Source organism: Dechloromonas sp. HYN0024 (genome assembly GCF_003441615.1).
GTDB lineage: Bacteria > Pseudomonadota > Gammaproteobacteria > Burkholderiales > Rhodocyclaceae > Azonexus.
The window spans coordinates 306,969-329,806 of the sequence record NZ_CP031842.1; the positions used below are offsets into that span (position 1 = coordinate 306,969).

Annotated in this window: 19 protein-coding genes and 4 tRNA genes; 20 read left to right on the plus strand and 3 right to left on the minus strand. The window is 58.9% G+C overall.

Going from position 1 to position 22,838, the window contains the following annotated elements; genetic code table 11:
- Positions 1-13 precede the first annotated feature (13 nt).
- On the plus strand, positions 14-676 hold the full coding sequence (locus HYN24_RS01470) for a GAF domain-containing protein (protein WP_117607627.1): 663 nt from the start codon (positions 14-16) through the stop codon (positions 674-676).
- A gap of 61 nt (positions 677-737) precedes the next feature.
- On the opposite strand, the gene HYN24_RS01475 is transcribed toward HYN24_RS01470, so the two are convergent.
- The 3 genes from HYN24_RS01475 to lgt are packed head-to-tail and all read right to left on the minus strand — an operon-like array spanning position 738 to position 2,799.
- On the minus strand, positions 738-1,484 hold the full coding sequence (locus HYN24_RS01475; RefSeq protein ID WP_117607628.1) for a hypothetical protein: 747 nt from the start codon (positions 1,482-1,484) through the stop codon (positions 738-740).
- Positions 1,485-1,490: 6 nt separating this feature from the next.
- Entirely contained in the window at positions 1,491-1,967 is a 477-nt protein-coding gene (locus tag HYN24_RS01480; protein ID WP_117607629.1) for a VOC family protein, read from the minus strand.
- 40 nt (positions 1,968-2,007) lie between these two features.
- Positions 2,008-2,799: a prolipoprotein diacylglyceryl transferase gene (gene lgt, locus HYN24_RS01485; protein WP_117607630.1), complete on the minus strand. Its 792-nt coding sequence runs from the start codon at positions 2,797-2,799 to the stop codon at positions 2,008-2,010.
- Between the two features lie 86 nt (positions 2,800-2,885).
- On the opposite strand from lgt, the gene ilvD reads away from it, so the two are divergent.
- The 19 genes from ilvD to fusA all read left to right on the plus strand — a co-directional run bounded on the left by ilvD (position 2,886) and on the right by fusA (position 22,834).
- Positions 2,886-4,742 carry a dihydroxy-acid dehydratase gene (gene ilvD, locus HYN24_RS01490; RefSeq protein WP_117607631.1) on the plus strand — a complete coding sequence of 619 codons (1,857 nt, stop codon included), beginning with the start codon at positions 2,886-2,888 and terminating at the stop codon, positions 4,740-4,742.
- Positions 4,739-5,359, plus strand: a complete 621-nt coding sequence (gene rhtB, locus HYN24_RS01495) for a homoserine/homoserine lactone efflux protein (protein WP_117607632.1) — start codon at positions 4,739-4,741, stop codon at positions 5,357-5,359. Before ilvD ends, rhtB begins: the two co-directional genes overlap by 4 nt.
- Before the next feature lie 151 nt (positions 5,360-5,510).
- Entirely contained in the window at positions 5,511-5,819 is a 309-nt protein-coding gene (locus tag HYN24_RS01500) for a c-type cytochrome (RefSeq protein WP_117607633.1), read from the plus strand.
- Positions 5,820-5,918: 99 nt separating this feature from the next.
- Positions 5,919-6,003: transfer RNA gene (locus HYN24_RS01505), tRNA-Tyr, on the plus strand.
- A 39-nt stretch (positions 6,004-6,042) separates the two neighbouring features.
- Positions 6,043-6,116: transfer RNA gene (locus HYN24_RS01510), tRNA-Gly, on the plus strand.
- Between the two features lie 30 nt (positions 6,117-6,146).
- Positions 6,147-6,221 (plus strand) — tRNA-Thr (locus HYN24_RS01515).
- 52 nt (positions 6,222-6,273) lie between these two features.
- The gene (gene tuf / locus HYN24_RS01520) at positions 6,274-7,464 is read left to right on the plus strand and encodes an elongation factor Tu (protein WP_117607634.1); all 1,191 of its coding nucleotides are present in this window, start codon (positions 6,274-6,276) and stop codon (positions 7,462-7,464) included.
- 60 nt (positions 7,465-7,524) lie between these two features.
- Positions 7,525-7,600 (plus strand) — tRNA-Trp (locus tag HYN24_RS01525).
- A 24-nt stretch (positions 7,601-7,624) separates the two neighbouring features.
- On the plus strand, positions 7,625-7,978 hold the full coding sequence (gene secE, locus HYN24_RS01530; RefSeq protein WP_117607635.1) for a preprotein translocase subunit SecE: 354 nt from the start codon (positions 7,625-7,627) through the stop codon (positions 7,976-7,978).
- Positions 7,975-8,508, plus strand: a complete 534-nt coding sequence (gene nusG, locus HYN24_RS01535) for a transcription termination/antitermination protein NusG (RefSeq protein WP_117607636.1) — start codon at positions 7,975-7,977, stop codon at positions 8,506-8,508. Before secE ends, nusG begins: the two co-directional genes overlap by 4 nt.
- A 107-nt stretch (positions 8,509-8,615) precedes the next feature.
- On the plus strand, positions 8,616-9,047 hold the full coding sequence (gene rplK / locus HYN24_RS01540; protein ID WP_117607637.1) for a 50S ribosomal protein L11: 432 nt from the start codon (positions 8,616-8,618) through the stop codon (positions 9,045-9,047).
- A gap of 2 nt (positions 9,048-9,049) precedes the next feature.
- Positions 9,050-9,745: a 50S ribosomal protein L1 gene (gene rplA, locus HYN24_RS01545; protein ID WP_117607638.1), complete on the plus strand. Its 696-nt coding sequence runs from the start codon at positions 9,050-9,052 to the stop codon at positions 9,743-9,745.
- A gap of 228 nt (positions 9,746-9,973) precedes the next feature.
- Positions 9,974-10,471 (plus strand): 50S ribosomal protein L10, encoded by a 498-nt coding sequence (gene rplJ / locus HYN24_RS01550; protein ID WP_117607639.1) that lies wholly within the window; start codon positions 9,974-9,976, stop codon positions 10,469-10,471.
- A gap of 38 nt (positions 10,472-10,509) precedes the next feature.
- On the plus strand, positions 10,510-10,881 hold the full coding sequence (gene rplL / locus HYN24_RS01555) for a 50S ribosomal protein L7/L12 (RefSeq protein WP_117607640.1): 372 nt from the start codon (positions 10,510-10,512) through the stop codon (positions 10,879-10,881).
- 207 nt (positions 10,882-11,088) lie between these two features.
- Entirely contained in the window at positions 11,089-15,369 is a 4,281-nt protein-coding gene (gene rpoB, locus HYN24_RS01560) for a DNA-directed RNA polymerase subunit beta (RefSeq protein ID WP_117607641.1), read from the plus strand.
- A gap of 21 nt (positions 15,370-15,390) precedes the next feature.
- Complete coding sequence (gene rpoC / locus HYN24_RS01565; protein ID WP_117607642.1) at positions 15,391-19,605, plus strand: DNA-directed RNA polymerase subunit beta'; 4,215 nt, start codon at positions 15,391-15,393, stop codon at positions 19,603-19,605.
- 158 nt (positions 19,606-19,763) lie between these two features.
- Positions 19,764-20,141 carry a 30S ribosomal protein S12 gene (gene rpsL, locus HYN24_RS01570; RefSeq protein WP_011286083.1) on the plus strand — a complete coding sequence of 126 codons (378 nt, stop codon included), beginning with the start codon at positions 19,764-19,766 and terminating at the stop codon, positions 20,139-20,141.
- A 110-nt stretch (positions 20,142-20,251) separates the two neighbouring features.
- Entirely contained in the window at positions 20,252-20,722 is a 471-nt protein-coding gene (rpsG, locus tag HYN24_RS01575) for a 30S ribosomal protein S7 (RefSeq protein ID WP_117607643.1), read from the plus strand.
- 18 nt (positions 20,723-20,740) lie between these two features.
- A complete protein-coding gene (gene fusA / locus HYN24_RS01580) occupies positions 20,741-22,834 on the plus strand; it encodes an elongation factor G (protein ID WP_117607644.1) in 2,094 nt (697 codons plus the stop codon).
- The last annotated feature ends 4 nt before the right edge of the window (positions 22,835-22,838 follow it).

Sequence of the window (22,838 nt, forward strand, 5' to 3'; positions counted from 1 at the left end):
GAGTCGGAAACTTATGGAACATCTGCTCAATCCGGGAATCGGAAGGCCCTTGATGTCCTCGCTCGAGTTACAGGAGGGCATTGCCAGCTTGTCGCGTGGTGCCTTTTTCAAGGAGGCTCCCCTCGACATGATGCTCAGCATCCTGACCGAGGCGGCGGCGGAACGCTCCGGCGTTGAGCGCGTCAGTATCTGGGCGCTCAATGACGAGCATCAGGAACTCGTCTGTCTCGATCTCTACGAGATGTCGGCTCGCCGCCACAGCAAGGGTGAGAGCCTGCGAGCCAGCCAGTATCCGTCTTACTTCCGGGCCTTGCATGAAGGCCGCAGCATTGCCGCCGACGATGCCTATGTTCATCCTCTGACCACAGAGTTTCTTGCTAGCTACCTGCCGCAGCATGATGTAACGGCCAAGCTTGATATGCCGATTCACATCCGTGGTGAACTTCAGGGCGTACTTTGTCTTGAACAGGTCGCTTCGCGCCAGCCGTGGGCGTCAGCCCATGTCCTGTTTGCCCAGGCGGTGGCCAATCTGGTGACCCTTGCGCTGGTTGAGCATGAGGCGAATGAGGCACGGCGTCAGGCGCAAATTGCCAGCGAGCAACTCAAGGCAATTTTTGATGCCTCCCGGGAGCGTGCTGTCTTTGGTGGTGGGCTGGCCCTGGCGGCAGGCCACTAGACCTGCGGTTGGGCTGGTGACGGGCGTGTCTGATGCAGGCCCGCCGGTAAGGTTGCCAGATTCAGCCCCGAATGCAGGCTAGGGCTGCACCGAGTTCCCCCAGTCTTTGCTCAATACTGGCTCTGACAGCACCATCCTCGAGATTGCCGGCTTGTTGGCCGATCAACCCGGTGAGGTGCCGGGCCAGGTGCATGACACCCCATAGCTCGAGCAGCTCAGCCTGGTCGGTCAGCTTCCGGGCTTCGACAGACAGGGCATAAGCATCCGGCGGCAGGGCCGCCAGGGCATCCCGCATCAACTGGATCTGTTCGCTGGCTTCGTTTACAAATAACTGGTCGAGGATGGCCGAGCGCTCGTCGCTCGTCGTCGCCGTGGCGCAGGCTTCCAGTCGCTTGGCAAAATGGCTGGCGCGTTCGCCAAAGGCGGTATGTTCAAGGCCGGCGGCATCATCCAGGCATTCGATGCAGGCCGTAATTGCCGCGATCAGGCGGGGTGTTGGGGATGTTTCTTCAAGACGGTCGGCGGCGCAGGCCAGGGCTTCGCCGAGGCGAAGACAATCGGCGTCGGCGGTTTCGATGGCGATGGCGTAGAGACTGAAAATGGCCGGTCTGACATTGTCAGCCGCATGACGCTCCGACCAGGCCGTGGCCAGATGGCGGCTGGCGGCGATCCAGCGGGTATTGAGCTTAGGGTCGAAGCGTGCCTTGCGTGGCGTGCGGACCCAGGGCAGGATCGCCGCAGTCGCCTCCAGGGTGGGGGCGAGCGCGGCGCGGGTTTCCTCGAGTTCGTGCTCGGGGATGTCCGCCATGAAGGCTTATTGGGCGGCCAGTTTGGCGAAAGCCGACACGACTTCCGGCGGCGCCTGAACCAGTTCGATGAGGACACCTTCGCCGCCGATCGGGAACTCCTCGTTGCCCTTCGGGTGCAGGAAGGTAATGTCGAAACCGGCGGCGCCCTTGCGAATGCCGCCCGGGGCGAAGCGCACGCCATTGGCCGAGAGCCATTCGACGGCCTTGGGCAGGTCGTCGATCCACAAGCCGACATGGTTGAGCGGCGTGGTGTGCACGGCCGGCTTCTTTTCCGGATCGAGCGGCTGCATCAGGTCGACTTCGACCTTGAAGGGGCCACTACCCATGGCGCAGATGTCTTCGTCGACATTTTCTCGCTCGGAAACAAAGGTGCTGGTGATTTCCAGGCCGAATTTCTCGACCCACAGGGTGCGCAGCTTTTCTTTGGAGGGGCCGCCGATGGCGATTTGCTGAATGCCGAGAACCTTGAACGGACGTGTCATGAGTCGATTCCTGTTGTGTGGTGAATAACGTAATCCATAATTATAGAGATTTCCTGCGGTAGGCGAGCACCAGCAACGCGACGCCAATCAGCATCATTGGCAGGGACAGCCACTGGCCCATGCTGATCGTGTAGGACTGGCCGAAAATGCCGGCGTCCGGTTCGCGGAAGAATTCGGTGATGAAGCGGAAGCAGCCGTAGCCGACCAGGAAAGCGCCGGATACGGCGCTACGCGGTCGGGACTGCCTGGAATAAAGCCACAAGATCACAAACAGCGAAAAGCCTTCGAGGCCTATGTGATAGAGCTGCGAGGGGTGACGGGGCAGCATGTCCCCGGCTTGCGGGAAGACCATGGCCCACGGCAGGCTGGCGTCGGTGACGCGCCCCCACAGTTCGCCGTTGATGAAATTGCCGAGGCGGCCGGCGGCAAGACCGAGTGGAACGAGTGGGGCGACAAAGTCGGTGATGTCCCACCAGTTCACATCCTGTTTTTTCGCCCACAGCCCGAGCGCCACCAGGACACCGATAAATCCGCCATGAAAGCTCATGCCGCCCTTCCAGACGGCAAGGATTTCGAGCGGGTTGCTCAGGTAATAAGCCGGGTCGTAGAAGAAAACCTGCCCGAGGCGACCACCGACGATGACCCCGAGCATGCCGTAGAAGAGCAGGTCGTCGAGTTGCTCGACGCTGAGGGTCGATGAACCATGCTTGATGCGGTAGCGCCCAAGAAAAATAAACTGAACGAAGGCAAGGAGATACATCAAACCGTACCAGCGTACCGACAGGGGGCCGAGCGAAAAGGCGACGGGGTCGAACTGCGGGTGAAGAAGCATCGAAGGTTCAGAGTGGGCTAGAATTAGCCGATTATAGTTCGCGTCCGATGACAAGACATCGACGCCAGTTTCCGACGGAGATTTCCATGCCCCATTATCGCTCCCGCACCTCGACCCACGGCCGTAACATGGCCGGCGCCCGCTCCCTGTGGCGCGCCACAGGCATGAAGGATGGCGACTTCGGCAAGCCGATCATTGCTGTGGTCAATAGTTTCACCCAGTTCGTGCCGGGCCATGTGCACCTCAAGGACATGGGGCAGCTGGTGGCGCGCGAGATCGAAGCGGCCGGCGGCGTGGCCAAGGAATTCAATACCATCGCTATCGACGATGGCATCGCCATGGGCCATAGCGGCATGCTGTACTCGCTGCCCAGTCGCGACCTGATTGCCGATTCGGTTGAGTACATGGTCAACGCCCATTGCGCCGACGCCATGGTCTGCATCTCCAATTGCGACAAGATCACGCCGGGTATGCTGATGGCCGCCATGCGCCTCAATATCCCGGTTATCTTCGTGTCCGGCGGACCGATGGAGGCCGGCAAGGTCAAGATTCAGGGCAACGTTGTGCACCTTGATCTCGTCGATGCCATGGTCAAGGCAGCGGATGCCGCTGTTTCTCAGGCTGATCTCGATGATATCGAACGCTCTGCCTGCCCAACCTGCGGCTCCTGTTCCGGCATGTTTACCGCCAACTCGATGAACTGCCTGACCGAAGCTTTCGGTCTCAGTCTGCCGGGCAACGGTACGGTCGTTGCCACGCATGCTGACCGCAAACAACTTTTCCTGCGCGCCGGTCGGCAGATTGTCGAGCTGTGCAAGCGCTATTACGAAGAAGATGATGCCTCGGTGCTGCCGCGCTCGATCGCCACCAAGGCGGCCTTCGAGAATGCCATGACCCTTGATGTTGCGATGGGCGGCTCGACCAATACTGTCCTCCACATTCTGGCCACGGCGCAGGAAGCCGGCGTCGATTTCACGATGGCCGACATTGACCGCATTTCCCGTGCCGTTCCCTGCTTGTGCAAGGTGGCGCCGATGACTGACAAGTACCACATTGAGGATGTGCATCGTGCGGGCGGCATCATGGGCATCCTCGGCGAACTCGACCGGGCTGGCCTGATTGACCGTGACGTGCCGACCGTCCATATCAAGAATATCGGCGAGGCCATCGATCGCTGGGACATCGTTCGTGAACACGACGTCAAGGTGCATGAATTTTTCAAGGCTGCGCCGGGCGGCGTGCCGACTCAGGTCGCCTTCTCGCAGGATCGGCGCTTCAACGAGCTTGATCTGGATCGTACCAACGGCTGTATCCGCAACAAGGCCAATGCCTTCTCGCAAGAGGGGGGGCTTGCCGTGCTCTACGGCAACATCGCGGTCGACGGCTGTATCGTCAAGACGGCCGGGGTCGACGAATCGATCTGGAAGTTCACCGGCAAGGCGCGCGTGTTTGAAAGCCAGGATGCTGCAGTCGAGGCCATTCTGGGCGAACGCATCGTTGCCGGCGACATTGTCGTGATCCGCTACGAAGGCCCGAAGGGCGGTCCCGGTATGCAGGAAATGCTCTATCCGACCTCCTATCTGAAGTCGATGGGTCTCGGTAAAGCCTGCGCACTGCTGACCGACGGCCGTTTCTCCGGTGGTACGTCAGGGCTGTCGATTGGCCATGCGTCACCGGAGGCCGCCGATGGGGGCGCCATCGGCCTGGTGGAAGAGGGCGATACCATCGAAATCGACATCCCGAATCGCCGCATTCATTTGGCCATTTCAGAAGGCGAACTGGTCAACCGTCGCGTCGCCATGGATGCCAAGGGCGACGCCGCCTGGCAGCCGGTCGATCGTCAGCGTACTGTCTCGGCGGCACTGCAGGCCTACGCCCTGATGGCCACTTCGGCTGACAAGGGTGCTGTGCGCGACGTCAAGCAGATTCAGCGCCGCAAATGACCCTGGCGGTCTGGCTCGGGTTTCTGCTGGCATCGATCCTGATTGCCGTCACGCCCGGGCCGGGAGCCGTCATCAGCATGAGCACTGGCATGCGGCATGGCTATTGGGCTGCGCTGATGGCGATACTTGGCCTGCAGACGGCAATTTTGATCCATCTGCTGATCGTGGCGCTGGGTCTCGGTGCTTTGGTCGCCGCGTCCGAAACGGCATTTTCGGTGGTCAAGTTTCTCGGTGCGGCTTACCTCGTTTGGCTCGGATTCCAGAAGTGGCGGGCACCGGTAGTGCCGGTGGATGCCAACGCGCCGCCGGTACTTCGCAAGGGCTTGTTCCTGCAGGGCGTCCTGGTCAATCTGACCAATCCCAAGGCGATTATTTTCATCGCCGCCCTGGTGCCCCAGTTTGTCAGCCCGGGCCAGGCACAGGTGCCCCAGTATCTGATCATTGCGACGACCCTTTGTCTGACCGATCTGACCGTGATGTCGGGCTATGCACTTGCAGCCGTCCATCTTGGGCGCTGGTTGCATGACCCGATAGCGATCCGGCGGCAGAATCGTTTTTTTGGTGGTTTGTTTGTCTCGGCCGGCGCCTTGCTGGCGGTGTCGTCTCGCCCGATATAAACATTCGCTGTCAACGGTGTGCCGGCACCGCGCGTTAACTCACTCGGATAGGCGTGATAAGTGCCTTTGAGCATCCGGTTTGCAAGGGATAGAAAAGGGTTTTATCATCCATTACTGATGTATCCACTAACCTGAATAACGGAGCGAGAGAATGAAAGCTGTTTATGTTGCCGTGATGGCTGCTGCTGGTATCGTGATGGCCGGTCAGGCCCAGGCTGACGAAGCTCTGGCCAAGGCCAAGAACTGCATGTCCTGCCACGCCATCGACAAGAAGCTGGTTGGCCCGGCTTACAAGGATGTCGCTGCCAAGTACAAGGGCGACAAGGGTGCGCCGGCCATGCTGGCCGCCAAGGTTAAGGCTGGTGGCAAGGGTACCTGGGGTCAGATCCCGATGCCGCCGAACAATGTCACCGAAGACGAAGCCAAGAAGCTGGTTGCCTGGGTTCTTTCCCAGAAGTAATTTCGGACGCAAATCTGCAAAAAGCCGACTATATGTCGGCTTTTCTGTTTTTTGGTGTTGACAGGGCTGATGGTCGTCCGGATAATCTCGGGTTCTTCCGGAGGGGTACCCAAGCGGTCAACGGGAACAGACTGTAAATCTGTCGGCTCTGCCTTCGAAGGTTCGAATCCTTCCCCCTCCACCAGATTAAATGCTGTAGCAGCCTGTGTTGCGGGCGTAATAAGCGGGTGTAGCTCAATGGTAGAGCTGAAGCCTTCCAAGCTTAAGACGAGGGTTCGATTCCCTTCACCCGCTCCATAACGCAGTACGGCTGGAGTTTTAAGGTAGGCCCATGTAGCTCAGTGGTAGAGCACTCCCTTGGTAAGGGAGAGGTCGGAAGTTCGATTCTTCTCATGGGCACCACCGTTAGCTTGGATTCTGGATTTTTTATTTATTTGATTATTGAGGAACTGGAATGGCTAAGGAAAAATTCGAGCGTACCAAGCCGCACGTAAACGTTGGCACGATTGGTCACGTTGACCATGGCAAGACGACGCTGACGGCGGCGATCACGACGGTTCTGTCCGCCAAGTTTGGTGGTTCGGCCAAGAAGTATGACGAAATCGACGCAGCGCCGGAAGAAAAGGCCCGCGGTATTACGATCAATACCGCCCACGTTGAATACGAAACCGCGAATCGTCACTACGCTCACGTTGACTGCCCGGGTCACGCTGACTACGTCAAGAACATGATTACCGGTGCTGCCCAGATGGACGGCGCGATTCTGGTTTGTTCGGCTGCTGACGGCCCGATGCCGCAGACCCGCGAACACATTCTGCTGGCCCGTCAGGTTGGTGTGCCGTACGTTCTGGTGTTCATGAACAAGTGCGACATGGTTGACGATGCTGAGCTGCTTGAGCTGGTCGAAATGGAACTGCGCGAGCTGCTGTCCAAGTACGACTTCCCGGGCGACGACACCCCGATCATTCACGGTTCGGCCCTCAAGGCCCTCGAAGGCGACCAGTCTGAAATCGGCGAGCCGTCGATCTTCCGTCTGGCTGATGCCCTGGACTCCTACATTCCGACCCCGGAACGTGCGATTGACCAGCCGTTCCTGATGCCGGTTGAAGACGTCTTCTCGATCTCGGGTCGCGGCACTGTGGTGACCGGCCGTATCGAGCGTGGTGTTGTGAAGGTTGGCGAAGAAATCGAAATCGTTGGTATCCGCCCGACCGTCAAGACCACCTGTACCGGTGTTGAAATGTTCCGCAAGCTGCTCGATCAGGGTCAGGCTGGCGACAACGTTGGCGCGCTGCTGCGTGGTACCAAGCGTGAAGACGTCGAGCGTGGTCAGGTTCTGTGCAAGCCGGGTTCGGTCAAGCCGCACACCCACTTCACGTCGGAAGTGTACATCCTGTCGAAGGATGAAGGCGGCCGTCACACCCCGTTCTTCAATGGTTACCGTCCGCAGTTCTACTTCCGTACGACCGACGTGACCGGCTCCATCGATCTGCCGGAAGGCGTCGAGATGGTTATGCCTGGCGACAACATCGCCATGACCATCAAGCTGATCGCTCCGATCGCCATGGAAGAAGGTCTGCGTTTCGCCATCCGTGAAGGCGGTCGTACCGTCGGCGCCGGTGTCGTTGCCAAGATCATCGAGTAATCGGTAATTTTTGTAATCAAGGCGCCTCGGGCAACCGCGGCGCTTTGATGTTTCTGCCGCAGGGGTGTAGCTCAATTGGTAGAGCAACGGTTTCCAAAACCGTAGGTCGGGGGTTCGATTCCCTCCGCCCCTGCCACTCTCTTTAAAGATCGCGAATTTCATGGCTGACAAGATCAAGTTTGCGCTGGCGCTGGTTATTCTGGCAGCTGGCGTGGCTGGCTTCTACCTGCTCTCCGAGCAGGCAATGATTTTGCGCGTCCTGGCGGTCCTCGTTGGGTTGGCGCTGGCAGTTGCCGTGGCTTGGAAAACCGAGTCGGGGCAGCGCTTCTTCATGTTCGCCAACGAGGCTGTTGTCGAAGCCAAGAAGGTGGTCTGGCCGAGCCGCAAGGAAACCATGCAGACGACCGGGGCGGTTTTCGCTTTTGTCGTGGTCATGGCGGTCTTCCTGTATCTCACTGACAAAAGCCTGGAATGGGTTCTCTATGACCTGGTCCTGGGCTGGAAGAAATCATGAGTAAACGCTGGTACGTTGTTCACGCTTACTCCGGCTTCGAAAAGAGCGTCATGCGCGCAATTTTGGAGCGCATTGAGCGTCTTGGCATGCAGGAAAAGTTCGGTCGGATTCTCGTTCCGGTCGAAGAAGTCGTGGAAATGAAGAATGGCCAGAAGGCCATTTCGGAACGCAAGTTCTTTCCAGGCTACGTGCTGTGCGAAATGGAAATGGACGACGACTCCTGGCACTTGGTGAAGAACACGCCCAAGGTCACCGGTTTCGTTGGCGGCACCGCCACCAAGCCCACCCCGATTTCCGAAAAGGAAGTCGACAAGATCATGCAGCAGATGCAGGAAGGTGTTGAAAAGCCCCGTCCGAAGGTGCTGTTCGAGGTGGGTGAAGTCGTCCGGGTCAAGGAAGGTCCGTTTACCGATTTCCATGGTGCTGTTGAGGACGTTAATTACGAAAAAAATCGTATCCGCGTTTCGGTGACCATTTTCGGTCGCGCTACGCCGGTCGAACTCGAGTTTGGTCAGGTCGAAAAAGCCTGATTCTGGTTTCAGGGCAAGCCGAAAGCCCTTTGTTTCGGCAAGAGGAGCGCCGGTAGCGGAATAGATTTCCGTGAAAGCGCGCTACCACTCATCAATTAGGAGCAATTATGGCCAAGAAAATTATTGGTTATATCAAGCTGCAAGTGCCGGCTGGCAAGGCGAATCCGTCGCCCCCGATCGGCCCGGCACTGGGTCAGCGCGGTCTGAACATCATGGAATTCTGCAAGGCCTTCAACGCCCAGACTCAAGGCGTCGAACCGGGTCTGCCGATTCCTGTCGTGATCACCGCTTTTGCCGACAAGTCCTTCACCTTCGTGATGAAGACGCCGCCGGCCACCATTCTGATCAAGAAGGCTGCCGGTATCAAGTCCGGTTCGGCCAAGCCGCATACCGACAAGGTGGGCAAGATCACCCGCGCCCAGGCTGAAGAAATCGCCAAGACCAAGATGCCCGATCTGACTGCTGCCGATATGGAAGCCGCTGTTCGCACCATCGCTGGTTCCGCCCGTTCCATGGGCATTACGGTAGAGGGTCTGTAATCATGGCTAAGCTCACCAAAAAGCAAAAGGCCCAGCAGGGCAAAGTTGTCCCGCTCAAGCTCTATCCGGTTCAGGAAGCGCTGACGCTGGCCAAGGAAACCGCCACCGCCAAGTTCGACGAGTCGATCGACGTCGCCGTTAACCTCGGCGTTGATGCCCGTAAATCGGACCAGGTCGTTCGTGGTTCCGTTGTGCTGCCGGCTGGTACCGGCAAGTCGGTTCGCGTTGCCGTTTTCGCCCAGGGCGAAAAGGCCGAAGCCGCCAAGGCTGCCGGTGCTGAAGTCGTCGGTTTTGACGACCTGGCTGCCGAAGTCAAGGCTGGCAATCTGAATTTCGATGTCGTCATCGCTACCCCGGATGCCATGAAGATCGTCGGCCAACTCGGCCAGATCCTCGGTCCGCGCGGCCTGATGCCGAATCCGAAGGTTGGTACCGTGACCATGGATGTTGTCACCGCCGTGAAGAACGCCAAGGCTGGTCAGGTCCAGTACCGTACCGACAAGGCCGGCATCATTCACGCCACCATCGGTCGTGCTTCCTTCTCGGTCGAGAGCCTCGAGTCCAATCTCAAGGCCCTGATCGACGCGCTGAACAAGGCGAAACCGGCTTCTTCCAAGGGCCAGTATCTCCGCAAGGTTGCAGTTGCTGCCACGATGGGCCCCGGCGTTCGCGTCGATCAGGCCACGCTGGTTGGCTAAAAGTACTTTGGGTCGCTGAGGGCTGTGCAAACAGTCGTCAGCGAATCGTCAAAGACCGCAGGCGCTTCGGAAACGAAGCTTAATCGCGAAAGCACCCTGCGCAGACGGTGTCCCCGAACAAGATTTTCTGCTACCCGGCAACGGGGAGCATAGCTTCTGGTTCAGGTCGCCGTAGGTGCGGCGGGAAATTTTTCCCGTCGTGTTATGACTTGAAAGGAGGAAGGACCCGTGGGTCTCAATCTGAACGACAAAAAAGCGGTTGTAGCTGAGGTAGCGGCACAAGTAGCCAACGCCCAGACCATCGCGATTGCCGAATACCGTGGCATTGAGGTCGGTGACCTCACCGTGCTGCGCAAGAAGGCTCGCGAATCTGGCGTCTATCTGCGTGTGTTGAAGAATACCCTGGTACGTCGCGCGGTCGCGGACACTTCGTTCGCCGGCCTGGCTGATCACATGGTCGGTCCGCTGATTTATAGCGTATCCGCCGATCCCGTGGCAGCAGCGAAGGTCCTTAGCGATTTCGCCAAGACCAACGACAAACTGGTACTCAAGGCTGGCTCCTACGCCGGCAAGGTGCTCGACAAGGCTGGTGTGCAGGCGCTCGCGTCCGTCCCGAGCCGCGAAGAGCTGCTCTCCAAGCTGCTGTACGTCATGCAAGCTCCGGTCGCCGGCTTCGTCCGCGGTCTGGCTGCCCTGGCTACCCAGCGCGAAGAAGCTGCCGCTTGATCCCTACCGCATACGAACTGATTTAGGAGTTTATTGAAATGGCAATTAGCAAAGAAGACATCCTGGAAGCCGTAGGCTCCCTGACCGTTATGGAACTGAATGACCTGGTCAAGGCATTCGAAGAGAAGTTTGGCGTTTCCGCCGCTGCCGTCGCCGTCGCCGGCCCGGCTGGTGGTGCTGCCGCTGCTGTTGAAGAGCAGACCGAATTCACCGTGATGCTGAACGCAGCTGGCGATAAGAAGGTCGAAGTCATTAAGGTCGTCCGTGCCGTTACCGGCCTGGGCCTGAAGGAAGCCAAGGATCTGGTTGATGGCGCTCCGAAGGCAGTCAAGGAAGGTGTTTCCAAGGCTGACGCTGAAGCTCTCAAGAAGCAACTGGAAGACGCAGGCGCCAAGGTCGAAGTCAAGTAATCGACGCTTCGCAAGCGGGCTGGCGGCTTTGTCGCCAGCCCTTTTGTGCTTTGTATGACAGGTTAGCTAGATCCCTAAAACGAACTTGAATATCGCCAGCTGGCAAACGCAAACGACACTTTCTTCTTCCCTCCGGGGGAGGAGAGTTCGTTTGCGTTTGCCTGTTTTCTCAGGTTCAACGTTTGATTCAATCCTCACGGAGTTACCATGACTTACTCCTTCACCGAGAAGAAACGCATCCGCAAGAGCTTCGCCAAGCGCGCCAGTGTGCTTGACGTTCCGTACTTGCTGTCGACCCAGTTGCAGTCCTTCAAGGATTTCCTGCAAGACGAAGTCGCTCCCGAACGGCGTAAAAACGAGGGCTTGCAAGCTGCGTTCACCTCGATCTTCCCGATCGTTTCGCATTCCGGCAACGCCCGCCTTGAGTTCGTCAGCTACATGCTGGGTGAGCCGGCCTTCGACGTTACCGAATGCCAGCAGCGCGGCCTGACCTTTGCCTCGTCCCTGCGCGCCAAGGTTCGCCTGGTCATCATGGACCGCGAAGCGCCGGATACCGTGAAGGAAGTCAAGGAGCAGGAAGTTTACATGGGCGAAATGCCCCTGATGACGACCAATGGTTCCTTCGTGATCAACGGTACGGAACGCGTCATCGTTTCCCAGCTGCACCGTTCGCCGGGTGTCTTTTTCGAGCATGACCGCGGCAAGACGCATAGTTCCGGCAAGCTGCTCTTCTCGGCACGCGTCATTCCCTACCGTGGCTCCTGGCTGGACTTCGAGTTCGATCCGAAGGACACCCTGTTCTTCCGCGTCGACCGTCGCCGCAAGATGCCGGTCACCACGCTGCTCAAGGCCATCGGCATGTCGGCCGAGGAAATCCTGGCCCAGTTCTTTGAATTCGACACCTTCCTGCTGGCCAAGGACAAGGTCGAGTTCACGCTGGTTCCGGAACGCCTGCGCGGCGAAGTCGCCCGTTTCGATTTCGTGGGTCCCGATGGCAAGGTCATCGTTGCCAAGGACAAGCGAATTACCGCCAAGCATATTCGTGATATCGGCGCGGCTGCCATCAAGCAGATCGCCGTGCCCGACGAATTCCTGATTGGCCGCGTCATCGCCAAGAACACCATCGACAAGGGCACCGGCGAAGTGGTTGCCAATGCCAATGACGAAATCACCGAAACCCTGCTCGCCAAGCTGCGCGAGTCGGAAATCACCACGATCGAAACGCTCTACACCAACGAACTCGATCGCGGCTCCTTCATTTCGAACACCCTGCGCGCCGATGAAACGGCGACCCGTCAGGCTGCCCGCGTCGCCATCTATCGCATGATGCGTCCCGGTGAGCCGCCGACGGAAGAAGCGGTTGAAATCCTCTTCAACGGCCTGTTCTATTCCGACGAGCGCTACGACCTGTCCGGCGTTGGCCGCATGAAGTTCAACCGTCGTCTGACCCGTCCGGACGTCATTGAATACAAGCTGATGCTCAAGGGCCTGGCCTCCAAGGCTGAAGCTGCCCTGAAGAATCTGGCCGAAGCCTCTGGTTTCGCGCTGTCGGCCATTCAGGATCTGGTTGGTCTGATGCCCTTTGGCGCCCGCGCCATGGTGGAGAACGTCACCCAGGCTGAAGCCGAAGCCCTGGCCGCCAAGATCAAGCCGCTTGGCGCCAATATCGAAGTGCGTGAACAGCTCACCCTGTCGCCGCGCGACATCGTCGAAGTCATCAAGATCCTCGTCGAACTGCGCAATGGCCGTGGCGAAATCGACGACATCGATCACCTCGGTAACCGTCGTGTCCGTTCGGTGGGCGAATTGGCCGAAAACCAGTTCCGCGCCGGTCTGGTGCGCGTCGAACGTGCCGTCAAGGAACGTCTGTCGCAAGCCGAATCCGATAACCTGATGCCGCACGACCTGATCAACGCCAAGCCGATCAGCGCCGCGATCAAGGAGTTCTTCGGTTCCAGCCAGCTCTCGCAGTTCATGGACCAGACCAACCCGCTGTCGGAAATCACCCACAAGCGTCGCGTCTCGGCCCTTGGCCCGGGCGGTCTGACCCGGGAACGTGCCGGCTTCGAAGTGCGCGACGTGCATCCGACCCACTACGGTCGCGTCTGCCCGATCGAAACGCCGGAAGGTCCGAACATCGGTCTGATCAACTCGCTGGCCCTGTTTGCCCGCGTCAATAGCTACGGCTTCATCGAAACCGCTTACCGCAAGGTCAATGCCGGCCAGGTGACCAACGATATCGAATACCTCTCGGCCATTGAAGAAGGCAACTACGTCGTCGCCCAGGCCAATGCCTCGCTGGTCGATGGCCGTCTCTCCGACGACCTGGTGACCTGCCGCGAAAAGGGCGAAACCATTCTGGCCGAGCCGTCACGCGTTCAATACATGGATGTGGCGCCGGGTCAAATCGTTTCCGTCGCTGCCTCGCTCATTCCGTTCCTCGAACACGATGACGCGAACCGTGCCTTGATGGGTGCCAACATGCAGCGTCAGGCCGTACCCTGCCTGCGTCCGGAAAAGCCGCTGGTTGGTACTGGCATCGAGCGCACCGTCGCTGTCGACTCCGGCACCGCCGTGGTCGCCCTGCGCGGTGGCAAGGTTGACTACGTTGATGCCGCCCGTGTCGTGGTCCGTGTGAATGACAACGAAACGATTGCTGGCGAAGTCGGCGTCGATATCTACAATCTGGTCAAGTACACCCGTTCCAACCAGAACACCAACATCAACCAGCGTCCGATGGTGCGCGTCGGCGACCTGATCGCCAAGGGCGATGTGGTGGCGGACGGTGCATCGACCGACAAGGGCGAACTGGCCCTCGGTCAGAACATGCTGATCGCCTTCATGCCGTGGAACGGCTACAACTTCGAAGACTCGATTCTGATCTCCGAACGCGTTGTCGCCGAAGACCGTTATACCTCGATCCATATCGAGGAACTGACGGTCGTCGCCCGCGATACCAAGCTCGGTCCTGAAGAAATCACCCGCGATATCGCTTCGCTCGGCGAATCGCAGCTGTCGCGTCTGGATGATTCCGGTATCGTCTATATCGGTGCTGAAGTCGAAGCCGCCGACGTGCTGGTCGGCAAGGTCACGCCCAAGGGCGAAACCCAGCTGACGCCGGAAGAAAAGCTCCTGCGCGCCATCTTCGGCGAAAAGGCTTCTGACGTTAAGGATACCTCGCTGCGCGTGCCGTCCGGCATCGCCGGCACGGTTATCGACGTCCAGGTGTTCACCCGTGAAGGCATCGAGCGCGACAAGCGTGCCCAGTCGATCATCGACGAGCACCTGCGTCACTACAAGCTTGATCTGGCTGACCAGATGCGCATCGTCGAACGCGACGCTTTTGCCCGTGTCGAACGTCTGATCCTTGGCAAGAAGGCCAATGGAGGCCCGAAGAAGCTGGCCAAGGGCTCGGTCCTGGAGAAGTCCTACCTTGACGGTATGGATCCGCACCACTGGTTCGACATTCGCCTGGCCGATGACGAAGCAGCGCAGCAGCTCGAGCAGGTCAAGGATGGCCTGGAGCAGGCCCGCAAGGACTTTGACATCGCCTTCGAAGGCAAGCGCAAGAAGCTGACCCAGGGTGACGAACTGCCGCCGGGCGTGCAGAAGATGGTCAAGGTCTATGTCGCCGTCAAGCGCCGCCTGCAGCCGGGTGACAAGATGGCCGGTCGTCACGGTAACAAGGGTGTCGTTTCGCGCATCCTGCCGGTCGAAGACATGCCGCACATGGCTGATGGCAGCCCGGTCGACATCGTGCTGAATCCGCTCGGCGTGCCGTCCCGGATGAACGTCGGTCAGATTCTCGAAGTGCACCTCGGTCTCGCCGCCAAGGGTCTCGGTCACAAGATCGGTGCCATGTTGCGTGCCCAGTCGAGCGCCAAGGAAGTCCGCGGTTTCCTCGATCAGATCTACAACTCGAGCGGCAAGGCCGAAAACCTCGAGGAACTGAACGACACCGAAATCCTTGAAATGGCCGGTAACCTGACCAACGGCGTGCCCTTCGCGACGCCAGTGTTCGACGGCGCCAAGGAAGAAGAAATCAAGGCCATGCTGGCCATGGCCGGCATGCCGTCCTCGGGCCAGATGACCCTGTTCGACGGTCGTACCGGCGAGGCATTCGAGCGTCAGGTGACGGTTGGCTACATGCACTACCTGAAGCTGCATCACCTGGTTGATGACAAGATGCACGCCCGCTCGACCGGCCCGTACTCCCTGGTTACCCAGCAGCCGCTGGGCGGCAAGGCACAGTTTGGTGGCCAGCGCTTCGGTGAAATGGAAGTGTGGGCGCTCGAAGCCTACGGCGCATCGTATGTGCTGCAGGAAATGCTGACCGTGAAGTCCGATGACGTGAATGGTCGTACCAAGGTGTACGAAAACATCGTCAAGGGCGAGCACAGGATCGATGCCGGCATGCCGGAATCCTTCAATGTGCTGGTCAAGGAAATCCGTTCGCTGGCGATCGATATCGATCTGGAACGTTACTGATTTAGGGCTGGGAGATAAACGATGAAAGCATTGCTCGATCTATTCAAGCAGGTAACCGCCGAAGAGGAATTTGACGCGATTACCATTGGTCTCGCCTCGCCCGAAAAGATCCGTTCCTGGTCCTACGGTGAAGTCAAGAAGCCGGAAACCATCAACTACCGTACCTTCAAGCCGGAGCGCGATGGTCTGTTCTGCGCCAAGATCTTTGGCCCGATCAAGGACTACGAGTGCCTGTGCGGCAAGTACAAGCGCCTCAAGCATCGCGGCGTGATCTGCGAGAAGTGCGGCGTTGAAGTGACGCTGGCCAAGGTTCGTCGCGACCGCATGGGTCACATCGAACTGGCCTCGCCGACCGCCCACATCTGGTTCCTCAAGTCCCTGCCGTCGCGTCTTGGCATGGTCCTCGACATGACCCTGCGTGACATCGAACGCGTGCTGTATTTCGAAGCCTACGTCGTCACCGATCCGGGCATGGTCAGCAACCTCCAGCGCGCCCAGTTGCTCACCGAAGAGCAGTATCTGGAAATGATGGAAGAGCACGGCGACGAGTTTGTGGCCTTCATGGGCGCCGAAGGCATCCGTGAACTGCTGCGCAACCTCGACCTCAATACTGAAGTCGAATCCCTGCGCGCCGAACTCGAAGTGACCGGCTCGGAAGCCAAAAACAAGAAGCTGGCCAAGCGTTTGAAGATTCTCGAAGGTTTCCAGAAGTCCGGCATCAAGCCGGACTGGATGATCCTCGAAGTCCTGCCCGTCCTGCCGCCTGACCTGCGTCCGCTCGTCCCGCTCGACGGTGGCCGTTTCGCCACCTCCGACCTGAACGACCTCTACCGTCGCGTCATCAACCGGAACAACCGTCTCAAGCGCCTGCTCGAACTGAAGGCGCCGGAAATCATCGTGCGCAACGAAAAGCGCATGCTGCAGGAATCGGTTGACTCGCTGCTCGACAACGGTCGTCGCGGCAAGGCCATGACCGGCGCCAACAAGCGTCCCCTCAAGTCCCTGGCCGACATGATCAAGGGCAAGGGCGGTCGTTTCCGTCAGAATCTGCTCGGCAAGCGCGTCGACTACTCGGGCCGTTCGGTCATCGTGGTCGGTCCGCAGCTCAAGCTGCACCAGTGCGGCCTGCCCAAGCTCATGGCGCTCGAACTGTTCAAGCCCTTCATCTTCCACAAGCTCGAAGTGCTCGGCTACGCCACCACCATCAAGCAAGCCAAGAAGATGGTCGAAGGCCAGGAACCGGTCGTTTGGGACATCCTCGAAGATGTCATCCGCGAACATCCGGTCATGCTTAACCGCGCGCCGACCCTGCACCGTCTTGGTATTCAGGCGTTTGAACCGACCCTGATCGAAGGCAAGGCCATCCAGTTGCACCCCCTCGTTTGCGCGGCCTTCAACGCCGACTTCGACGGTGACCAGATGGCTGTCCACGTCCCGCTCTCGCTCGAAGCGCAGATGGAAGCCCGCACCCTGATGCTGGCCTCCAACAACGTGCTGTCGCCGGCCAACGGCCAGCCGATCATCGTGCCGTCGCAGGACATCGTGCTGGGTCTGTACTACGCCACCCGCGAAAAGATCAACGGCAAGGGCGAGGGCATGTACTTCGCCGACACCAACGAGATCGAACGCGCCATGGCGGCTGGTCAGCTTGACGTGCACTCCCGGATTTCCGTCCGTCTCAAGCAGTACGAGCCGGCGGCTGCCGATGGCGAGTTCGTTGAAAAGCTGGTCCGTGTCGAAACCACGGCTGGTCGCGCCCTGCTCTCGAAAATTCTGCCGAAGGGCCTGCCGTTCAAGTCGATCGACCGCGCCCTGAAGAAGAAAGAAATCTCCAAGCTGATTGACGAATCCTTCCGTCGCTGCGGCCTGAAGGAAACGGTTGTCTTCGCCGACAAGCTGATGCAGAACGGTTACGCCCTGGCTACCCGCGCCGGCATCTCCTTCTGCTCTGACGACATGCGCGTCCCGGCCAAGAAATACGAGATCATCGCCTCGGCCGAAGCCGAAGTGAAAGAGATCGAAACCCAGTACACCAACGGTCTGGTGACCAACGGCGAACGCTATAACAAGGTCGTCGATATCTGGGGCCGTACCGGCGATCAGGTTGCCAAGGTCATGATGGACGAACTCGGCCACGAAGAAACGGTCGATCGTCACGGCAAGAAGGTCAAGCAGGACTCCTTCAACTCGATCTACATGATGGCCGACTCCGGCGCTCGCGGTTCCGCTGCCCAGATTCGTCAGCTGGCTGGTATGCGCGGCCTGATGGCCAAGCCGGATGGCTCGATTATCGAGACGCCGATTACCACCAACTTCCGCGAAGGTCTGAACGTTCTCCAGTACTTCATCTCGACGCACGGTGCCCGTAAGGGTCTGGCCGATACGGCGTTGAAGACGGCGAACTCGGGTTACCTGACGCGTCGTCTGGTCGACGTGACGCAGGATCTGGTCATTACCGAAGATGACTGCGGTACCCGCAACGGTTTTGTCGTCAAGGCCCTGGTCGAAGGCGGCGAAGTCATCGAAGCCCTGCGCGAGCGTATTCTCGGTCGCGTCGTGGTCGATGATCTGGTCGATCCGGAAACCCAGGAATCGATCATCTTCGCTGGCACCATGCTGGACGAGGATCTGGTCGATCTGATCGACAAGCTGGGTATCGACGAAGTCAAGGTTCGCACCCCGCTGACCTGTGATACCCGCTACGGCCTGTGCGCCCAGTGTTATGGTCGTGACCTCGGTCGCGGCACCATGGTCAACGCCGGTGAGGCAGTCGGTGTGATCGCGGCCCAGTCGATTGGTGAGCCGGGTACCCAGCTCACCATGCGGACCTTCCACGTCGGTGGCGCGGCTTCCCGGGCGGCTGTCGCTGACAAGGTCGAAGGCAAGTCTGCCGGTACCGTGCGCTACACCTCCAATATGCGCTATGTCACCAGCGCCAAGGGCGAGAAGGTCGTTATTTCGCGCTCCGGCGAAGTGCTGATCGTTGATGATCATGGTCGCGAGCGTGAACGCCACAAGGTGCCCTACGGCGCCATGCTGTCGGTCGATGAAGGCAAGGCCGTCAAGGCCGGTACCAAGCTGGCCACCTGGGATCCGCATACCCGTCCGATCATTACCGAATACGCTGGTACCGCTCGCTTCGAGAATGTCGAAGAAGGCGTCACCGTTGCCAAGCAGGTCGATGATGTGACAGGCCTCTCCACGCTCGTCGTCATCGACAACAAGCGCGGCGGCAAGGCTGCCGTCAAGGGTCTGCGCCCGGTCGTCAAGTTGCTTGACGAAAACGGTCAGGAAGTCCGTGTCGCTGGTAGCGACCACACCGTCTCCATCGCCTTCCAGGTTGGCTCGATCATTTCCGTGCTCGACGGCCAGCAGGTCGGTGTTGGCGATGTGCTGGCCCGTATGCCGCAAGAATCTGCCAAGACGCGCGACATTACCGGCGGTCTGCCGCGGGTTGCCGAGCTGTTCGAAGCCCGCACTCCGAAGGATGCCTCCGTGCTCGCCGAGTACACCGGCACCATCGGTTTCGGCAAGGATACGAAGGGCAAGCAGCGTCTGATCATTACCGATCTCGACGGCACCGCTCACGAGTACCTGATTCCCAAGGACAAGCATGTTCTGGTGCACGATGGCCAGGTCGTCAACAAGGGCGAGAAGATCGTCGAAGGCGAACCGGATCCGCACGATATCCTGCGTCTGCAGGGCGTCGAGGCGCTGGCCCGCTACATCACTGACGAAGTTCAGGACGTTTATCGTCTGCAGGGCGTCAAGATCAACGACAAGCACATTGAAGTGATCGTCCGTCAGATGCTGCGTCGCGTCGCCATTACCGAACCGGGTGATACGAAGTTCATCAAGTCCGAACAGGTCGAACGTGCCGAATTGCTGGCCGAAAATGACCGGGCGATTGCCGATGGCAAGATTCCGGCCAATTTCGACCACATGCTGCTCGGTATCACCAAGGCTTCGTTGTCCACCGATTCGTTCATCTCGGCCGCTTCCTTCCAGGAAACGACGCGGGTTCTCACCGAGGCTGCCATCATGGGCAAGCGCGACGAACTGCGTGGTCTCAAGGAAAACGTCATTGTCGGCCGTCTCATCCCGGCCGGTACCGGCTTGGCTTATCACCGCAGCCGCAAGGCCCAGGTGGCGAGCGAAGAACTCGCGGCAGCCGCTGTTCCGGTAGCCGAAGCTGTGGTAGAAAACGCAACGCAAGGCAGCGAGCTGGACCAGTAAGTCTGTTGGAAGCCCCCTTGTCTCGTTGACAAGGGGGTTGATCGGCCATAGAATTTATGGTCTTTGTCGGCGGAGGCTAATCATTGTCTCTGCTTTGGATAACAAAATAGCCGTCGTGTACCAGTATTGCTGTGCCCGGCCGTTGAAGGAAGTTTGATATGCCGACCATTAACCAGCTCGTGCGCAAGCCGCGCGTAGCCGAAAAGGCCAAGAGCAAGGTTCCTGCTCTGGAAAAGTGCCCGCAGAAGCGTGGCGTCTGTACCCGTGTTTACACCACCACCCCGAAAAAGCCGAACTCCGCTCTCCGTAAGGTTTGCAAGGTTCGTCTGACGAATGGCTTCGAAGTCATTTCGTACATCGGCGGTGAAGGTCACAACCTGCAGGAACACTCTGTGGTCCTGATCCGTGGTGGTCGTGTCAAGGACTTGCCGGGTGTGCGTTACCACACCGTGCGCGGCTCCCTCGATACGCAGGGTGTCAAGGATCGTAAGCAGTCCCGTTCCAAATACGGGGCCAAGCGTCCGAAGGCTGCTTAATTCAATTAGTGGCTTAAGTAAGTGGCCGTCCCCTTGGGCGGTCGGGAGAGGCCGGGAGGGTAAAACCCTAGCCCGGCTTTTCAACTGAATCGTGTTTAATAGAGGTCAATATGCCCCGTCGTCGTGAAGTACCCAAGCGTGACATTCTCCCGGATCCGAAGTTCGGCAATGTCGATGTCTCCAAGTTTGTAAACGCCATCATGCAAAGCGGCAAGAAGTCTGTTGCCGAGCGTATCGTCTATGGCGCTTTCGATATCATCACCACCAAGTCCGGCAAGGACCCGCTCGAAGTGTTCGCCTCCGCTATGGCCAACGTTCGTCCGATGGTCGAAGTGAAGTCGCGCCGCGTTGGCGGTGCCAACTACCAGGTCCCGGTCGAAGTTCGTCCGGCTCGCCGCGCCGCGCTCGCCATGCGCTGGCTGCGTGAGTCTGCCCGCAAGCGCTCCGAGAAGTCCATGGGCCAGCGTCTGGCTGCCGAAATGCTTGAAGCCGCTGAAAACCGCGGTGGTGCCGTCAAGAAGCGCGACGAAGTGCATCGTATGGCTGATGCCAACAAGGCATTTGCTCACTTCCGCTTCTAATTTTCAAAGGGCTCTAACGTGGCACGTAAAACACCCATCGAGCGCTACCGCAATATCGGTATCAGCGCGCACATCGACGCCGGCAAGACGACAACGACCGAGCGCATCCTGTATTACACCGGTGTTAATCACAAGATCGGTGAAGTGCATGATGGCGCCGCCACCATGGACTGGATGGAGCAGGAGCAGGAGCGCGGTATCACCATTACCTCGGCTGCTACCACCTGTTTCTGGAGTGGCATGGACAAGCAGTTCCAGCCGCACCACATCAACATCATCGACACCCCGGGTCACGTTGACTTCACCATTGAAGTCGAGCGCTCGATGCGTGTTCTTGATGCTGCCTGCATGGTTTACTGTGCGGTCGGTGGCGTCCAGCCGCAGTCGGAAACTGTTTGGCGTCAGGCCAACAAGTACGGCGTGCCGCGTCTGGCCTTCGTGAACAAGATGGACCGTTCCGGCGCCAACTTCTTCCGCGTCGTTGATCAGCTCAAGCTTCGCCTCAAGGCCAACCCTGTGCCTATCGTCATCCCTATCGGGGCTGAAGACAAGTTCGAGGGTGTGGTTGACCTCATCAAGATGAAGGCCATCTACTGGGATGAAGCTTCCCAGGGCATGAAGTACGACGCTCGTGACATCCCGGCTGAGCTGGCTGACGATGCTGCCAGCTGGCGCGAGCAGATGGTTGAAGCAGCTGCAGAAGCCACCGAAGAGCTGATGAACAAGTACCTGGAAGAGGGTGAACTGTCGGAAGCCGACATCATCTTCGGTCTGCGTACCCGTACCATCGCCTGTGAAATTCAGCCGATGCTGTGCGGCACCGCGTTCAAGAACAAGGGCGTCCAGAAGATGCTCGACGCCGTGATCGAACTGCTGCCGTCGCCGGTCGACATCCCGCCGGTCAAGGGCATTCTCGAGAACGAATCCGAAGGCGAGCGTCGTGCCGCCGACGACGAGGCATTCTCGGCTCTGGCTTTCAAGATCATGACCGACCCGTTCGTTGGTCAGCTGATCTTCTTCCGCGTCTATTCTGGCGTGATCAATTCTGGCGATACCGTCTACAACCCGGTTAAGGGTCGTAAGGAGCGTCTGGGCCGTATTCTGCAGATGCACGCCAACCAGCGTGAAGAAATCAAGGAAGTGCGCGCTGGCGACATCGCTGCTGCCGTTGGTCTCAAAGAAGCGACGACCGGTGACACCCTGTGTGATCCGGCCAAGGTCATTACGCTTGAGCGCATGGTTTTCCCGGAGCCGGTGATTCACGTTGCCGTCGAGCCGAAGACCAAGGCTGACCAGGAAAAGATGGGTCTGGCTCTCGGTCGTCTGGCTCAGGAAGATCCGTCCTTCCGCGTGCGTACCGATGAAGAATCTGGTCAGACCATCATTTCCGGTATGGGTGAGCTGCACCTGGAAATTCTGGTTGACCGTATGCGTCGTGAATTCAACGTCGAAGCCACCGTCGGTGCCCCGCAGGTTGCTTACCGCGAATGCATCAAGAAGGCTGTCGAGCAGGAAGGCAAGTTCGTCAAGCAGTCTGGCGGTCGCGGCCAGTTCGGTCACGTCTGGCTCAAGATCGAGCCGAACGAAGCCGGCAAGGGCTACGAATTCGTCGATGCCATCAAGGGTGGCGTGGTTCCGCGCGAATTCATCCCGGCGGTCGACAAGGGCCTGCGCGATGCAGTGACCAGCGGCGTTCTGGCTGGCTTCCCGGTGGTGGACGTCAAGTTCACGCTGTTCGACGGTTCCTACCACGACGTTGACTCGAACGAAAACGCCTTCCGTATGGCTGCTTCGATGGCCTTCAAGGAAGGTATGAAGAAGGCCAGCCCGACGCTGCTCGAGCCGATGATGGCAGTTGAAGTCGAAACGCCGGAAGAGTACATGGGTAACGTCATGGGCGACCTTTCTTCCCGTCGTGGCATCGTCCAGGGTATGGAAGACCAGGTTGGCGGCATCAAGGTCATCAAGGCCGAAGTCCCGCTGTCCGAGATGTTTGGTTACTCGACTTCCGTGCGTTCGCTGTCGCAAGGTCGTGCCACCTACTCGATGGAATTCAAGCACTACACCGAAGCGCCGAAGAACGTCGCCGAGGCGGTCATTAACAAGAAGTAATTGC